At 36.8% G+C, this 5,670-nt stretch carries 3 protein-coding genes; all 3 read left to right on the forward strand.

Translation table 11 applies throughout. From position 1 onward, the window contains the following. Positions 1 to 124, forward strand: a 124-nt coding sequence (locus NG821_RS12225; RefSeq protein ID WP_252760955.1) for a transposase, incomplete at its 5' end; no start/stop codon positions are given. A 508-nt stretch (positions 125 to 632) separates the two neighbouring features. After that, positions 633 to 3,968 carry a SusC/RagA family TonB-linked outer membrane protein gene (locus tag NG821_RS12230; protein ID WP_252761941.1) on the forward strand — a complete coding sequence of 1,112 codons (3,336 nt, stop codon included), beginning with the start codon at positions 633 to 635 and terminating at the stop codon, positions 3,966 to 3,968. 12 nt (positions 3,969 to 3,980) lie between these two features. Continuing rightward, positions 3,981 to 5,510, forward strand: coding sequence for a RagB/SusD family nutrient uptake outer membrane protein (locus NG821_RS12235; protein WP_252761942.1), 1,530 nt, complete (start codon positions 3,981 to 3,983; stop codon positions 5,508 to 5,510). Positions 5,511 to 5,670 lie beyond the last annotated feature (160 nt).

The raw sequence follows: 5,670 nt of genomic DNA on the forward strand, positions 1-5,670 counted from the left end.
ACTTGAAGGGATAAACAACAAAATCAAGACAATGAAAAGACAGGCGTATGGATATCGGGATGAGAAGTTTTTTGAACTCAAAATTTTATCGCTACATGATAAAAACTACGCATTTGTCGGATGAACCTTAATTAAACCTAATGTGGTTGTTTCTGCAATAACAACCTTTTTAGGTTGTGAAATGGGCATTATTTTTTAGAAGGGTATACTATTAGACAGGAAATACGACTATCCCCCCTTCAATATAGATTAATTCCTCCGACGGGTAAAGAAAGTTTGTGCTTGATGAGGACTGAAACTAGGCATGAAAGCCTTTGGGAAAGACTATTCAAAAGATGGTCCAAAAGCACATATTAACATTGCCATTTGTATCTCTTAACACACTAAACCTTAAAACAATCATTTTTTAGGAACAAGATTCTGATATCCTAATAACGACAATTTCGTGTTGACCATCTGAGTAACTTTAATGACAAACTGAAAAATATCCGATTTATCGACAATAAATGTTTGCTTCATCAGATTGTCATAAGAACGTCATGGAATAGCTATATAAATGCTATTTGAATGTAATGTCTGGACAATATCTTTGCATCAAATAAAAATTATATAATATTATCAAAATTTTCGATATGAAAGGTAAAAATAGGATAAGCTTTACCCTACTATTAGGTGGTTTTATCTGGGTAACAACAAGTTCAGTCTATGCAGGTAATAAAATATTTCCTAATGTACAAAGGCAGGACAGTATTCGTTTAGATGAGCACATGGCCAGAGGTACGGTAACGAACGAAAAAGGAGAGCCGATTATCGGAGGTTATATTGTTGAGAAAGGAACGAAAAACAATACTGTTACCAATGTGGACGGTGAGTTCCAACTAAAGCTCTTGAATAGATCCGATGAGATCGAAGTTTCTTATATGGGATATGTTTCTCAACATATAAAACCACAAATGAGGCATCCTCTTCATATTGTAATGAAAGAAAATGTAAAGATGATGGATGAATTGGTGGTTGTAGGTTATCAGACTATGCGAAAAACTGATTTGGTAGGTGCAGTGGCCAGTGTCAAAGCAAGTGAATTGAATTCAACGACACCCACAATCGGACAAAGTTTGGTGGGAAAAGTCTCCGGCGTACAGATTTCTCAAGTCAGTGGAGCACCTTATCAAAGTACTAAAATCCGTGTTCGTGGGACAGCGTCAATCAATGCGAGTTCGGATCCTCTATATGTTGTTGACGGTTATCCTTCTAACGGTGATTTATTACAGAATCCAGAGGATATAGCTTCTATAGAAGTTTTGAAAGATGCTGCGTCTGCAGCTATTTATGGTTCGCGCGCTGCTGGAGGTGTTATATTGATTACAACTAAGCACGGAAAAGAGGGGAAAGCTCGTGTGAACTATGATTTTCAACTAGGAGTCAATCAATTGGAGAAGAAAGTGGATTTACTTAATTCTACACAATTTGCGGATTTAGTAGTAGATGGTCGAAATAACAATTATAAGAATCTGATGACAACTGCAGGAAAGTCATGGGACGATTCTTATTTTAAGGATACCAATGAGATGCGTGCAACACGTTTGGGATCAGCCAATAGTGGCGTTATGATTCCTGAATTCCTATACGATTTTAAAACTGGTAAAGTTATTCCGCCTGAATATAATACTGACTGGCAGGATGAACTTTACCAAAATGCAATTACTCAACGTCACCATATATCGATTAACGGTGGAGACGATAAAATTAGTTATGATCTAAGCGCTAGTTATCAAGATCAGGAGGGAATCATTCTTTCTACTGGACAAAAGAGGATGAATCTGCGTGGGAATATGGATATGAAAATTAGTTCTAAATTTAAGGTCAGTATGAATTTTTCCCATACATCCAATTGGAATAGGGAAATCGAGGAAGGTCGATTTGATCACGGACCTGTTTTGGGAGCTCTAATTTGCGCTCCAATATTTCGATGTTATGACGATCAGGGTAATCTGGTAAAAGGCGAGATGGCTTCTTATTCGGACGGATATGGGTTCCAGGGGATTGAAAATCCTGTAGCGTTAGCTACAGAAACTAAAATTCATAGAAAAGGAAATAGGAATACTTACGATATTGTGGCCAACTATGAGCCATTAAAAAATTTGTTTCTGAAAGCTAATTTAGGTATGTTCTCTTACTATGAGAAATATGAGTTCTATAAGCCTACAAGTCTTTCCAATGGTTCATACCCACCTTTTTCAGATCAGTCTAAAGCCGATGCCTATGCCTTAGCTACAACTTCTCAACAAGTTGACTATTTGGGCGAGTTCACAGCAAACTATAATAAAACATGGGATGCTATGCATCATTTTAGTGGTGTTATAGGATATTCCATCCAAAAAGATATGACAGATAATCTTGGTGTCAAGGCAATGGGATATGAAGATGACCATGTGGAAGAAGTAACAGGCCATGGTGCCGATCCGAATGATATAGCACTGAATGATACGTACAAATCCAATTGGACCATGCTGTCCTATTTTACACGATTAAACTATAATTATGCCAGCAAATATTATTTGACCGTTTCTTTTCGTGGGGATGCGTCTTCACTCTTTGGACCGGATAATCGTTGGGGGCATTTCCCTTCAGTATCTGTAGCTTGGGCCGTATCCAATGAGAAATTCTATCAAAACTGGTTTAATAGCAATTCTTCATTGAAATTAAGAGCTAGTTGGGGTAAAAGTGGTAATAACAACATTACAAATTATAGCTATAAAGCAGTTATGAGTTCACCAGTTGGTACAGTTTTTGGCGATGGAATCTCATCAGGAATGTACCCTGGAGGAGTAAAGGATAATGCAATAGGGTGGGAATCGACATCTCAATACAATGTTGGACTTGATCTATCCTTATGGAACGATCGCTTGTCTTTTTCAGGAAACTACTATATAAGCCATACACAAGATCTGTTGTTTGAACAACCTATATCTGCAATCTCCGGTTCGAGTTCTTTCTTGACAAATCTTCCTAATTCAAAAATCCAAAATGCTGGTGTAGACATTCAAGTTGACGGACGTATTCTTCAAGGAAAAGATTACAATCTCAATTTAAGTGGTAATATTTCGGTTAACCGCAATAAAGTATTGAAATTGGATGGAGGGAATACAATTATAACAAATGGTGCAGAACGTTCCTATAAAACACATATTACAGAAGAGGGACAGCCCATTGGTATGTTTTATGGATTTAAAGTGCTCGGAATGGTTCGTCAATCAGACATGGCAAATATTGAAGAAGATAACAAACATTATGACGCCACAACTCAATCTTTCCCTAAAGGTTATAAACTAAAGGGACCGGCACGTTCTTTATCTCAGACTACACCACTTCAGCCGGGAGATCTTTATTTTCAAGATACAAATGGTGATGGTGTGGTAGATGACAATGATAAGACTGTCATTGGAAATCCTCATCCGAAATTTACTTACGGTTTCAATGTTCAAGGCAGTTATAAGGATTTTGACTTTACTGCATCTTTCAATGGGTCATACGGAAACAAAGTACTGGATGGGCAGGATTACTATCTTTTCAACATGGAAGGTTCGGGTAATCAATATGCTGTTGTAGACCAACGCTACCGGGATGAGGATAATCCAGGCAATGGCTGGGTATATAAAGCCTCTCGTGGCGGTACTCAGAGTAATAGTACGAGATTGTCTACATTCTATTTGCAAGATGGATCTTTCTTTAGATGTACAAATATAACATGCGGATATTCTTTATCAGTCATTTCGCATTGGACAAAAGGGATCATCAGTAAGTTAAGACTCTATGTTGCAACGGACAATCTTTTTACTATTACAAAATATAAAGGATACAATCCTGAAGTTGATTACAATAATGGATCTAATCTTACTCCAGGTGTAGACTATGGAAAATATCCTTTAGTAAGGGCATATAACTTGGGAATTCAATTAACATTCTAATGAAGATAAAAAATGAAAAGGAATATATTCTTTGCAACTGCTGCTATTTTGTGTGGACTATGGATATTGTCTTCTTGTGATGATTTTTTAACAGAGAATGATCCAAATAAAATTTCAGTAAGTAGTTATTTTACCGAACAAAGCGATGTGGAAAAAGCACTAGACGGTGCCTATTCTTTATTGAGAAGTAATTCTTGCATGGGTGAAGGAAGTACGTTATATACTGAGGAGCGTTCTGATAATACAGGACGTTTGGATAATCAGTCTTCATCAGGAGAACCATTTCAGTTTACTAATTTTTCATTATTACCCAGTAATAGCTATTTGAAAAGTTATTGGGATGCTTTGTATCAAACCATAAATAGCTGTAATTTTACTTTATGGGGAGCCGCGAATGTAACATTTAGCGATGATAAAGTAAAGCAAAATATTATTGCCGAAGCCAAATTTATACGTGCCTTAGTTTATTTTGAAATTGTCAGAAAATGGGGAGATGCGCCTTTAGTGACAACATATTATACGACACCCGCTGAAATTAAAGCGCATACAGAACGCATAAAGCAGGATGTTATTTATGGGCAGATTGTACAAGATTTGAAGGATGCTTTGAATAGTACGTTACCAGATCGCCAGCCAGCAGGAGGAAGAGGTCATGCTGATAAGGCTTCTATTACAGGTTTATTGGGGAAAGTTTATTTGACCATGGCGGCAACATTGAACTCTGAAAATAAAACTGAATACCTTAATGATGCAAAAATATATTTAACACAGTGCTATAGCATGAGGCAATTTGGCCTGCTAAAGGAAATTCCTTATGAGGATGTCTTTAATGTAGATAAAAAATCTACTTGCCCTGAAATTATTTTCCAAATTGTGTACAAGCAAGGAGATAAGGATTTTCATTCTTCTATTGCTGCCAATAATCAATCTAAAGGTTCTCATACCAATTCACTGGTAAATTCAACAGGAATGGGGACTTTTGTGAATCCTGATTTAGTAAAAGAATATGAAAATGATGACATTCGTAAAAAATGGTCTGTGGAATTCAGTAACGGACAACAAGCTTGGTTTATTACCAAGTTTAGAGATACCAGCGATTTAGCAGGGACTTTAGGTTACGGCGGGAACGATTGGATCATCCTGCGTTATGCGGATGTCATCCTGATGCTCGCAGAAGTCAATGAGGAATTAGGCAATAATCAAGAAGCTATTTCCTATTTAAATCAAGTCAGAGAACGTGCAGGATTACCGCCGTATGATGAGGCAATGCTAAATACGGATTATAAATCAAAATATCCATCTTTGAAATTGGCTATTCTACATGAGCGCCGGTGTGAATTAGCTTTTGAAAACCAACGTTGGTACGATTTGCTACGTTTTTTCCAAATAAATGACCTGATTAACTATATTCATTCCAAGAATCAGGAAGATTACGGTATATCTAACTTGAAAAACTTTGGAACGAAGGATATCTATTTCCCTATTCCTTACGATGAATGGAAATTGGACCAAGAGAAGATGTATCAGAATAATGGTTATTAATTCAGTTGCAATGAGAAAATTACTAGATTCATGTTGTCTTAGCCTGGAAAAAGTTGACTTAAAGAAGTTAAATTTAAACCAGGAAAGAGATGAAAAAATATTACGAATTCACGGAAGCAGAGCAACGGTCAGTCCTGAAGGATTACTACGAGGGCTGTAT

Source organism: Segatella cerevisiae, assembly GCF_024054555.1.
In the GTDB taxonomy this organism is placed as follows: Bacteria; Bacteroidota; Bacteroidia; order Bacteroidales; family Bacteroidaceae; genus Prevotella; species Prevotella cerevisiae.

Bases quoted from the DNA above. Each gene is read 5' to 3' on its own strand.
- NG821_RS12235 (WP_252761942.1), top strand. From the start codon at position 3,981: ATGAAAAGGAATATATTCTTTGCAACTGCTGCTATTTTGTGTGGACTA.
- NG821_RS12230 (WP_252761941.1), top strand. From the start codon at position 633: ATGAAAGGTAAAAATAGGATAAGCTTTACCCTACTATTAGGTGGTTTT.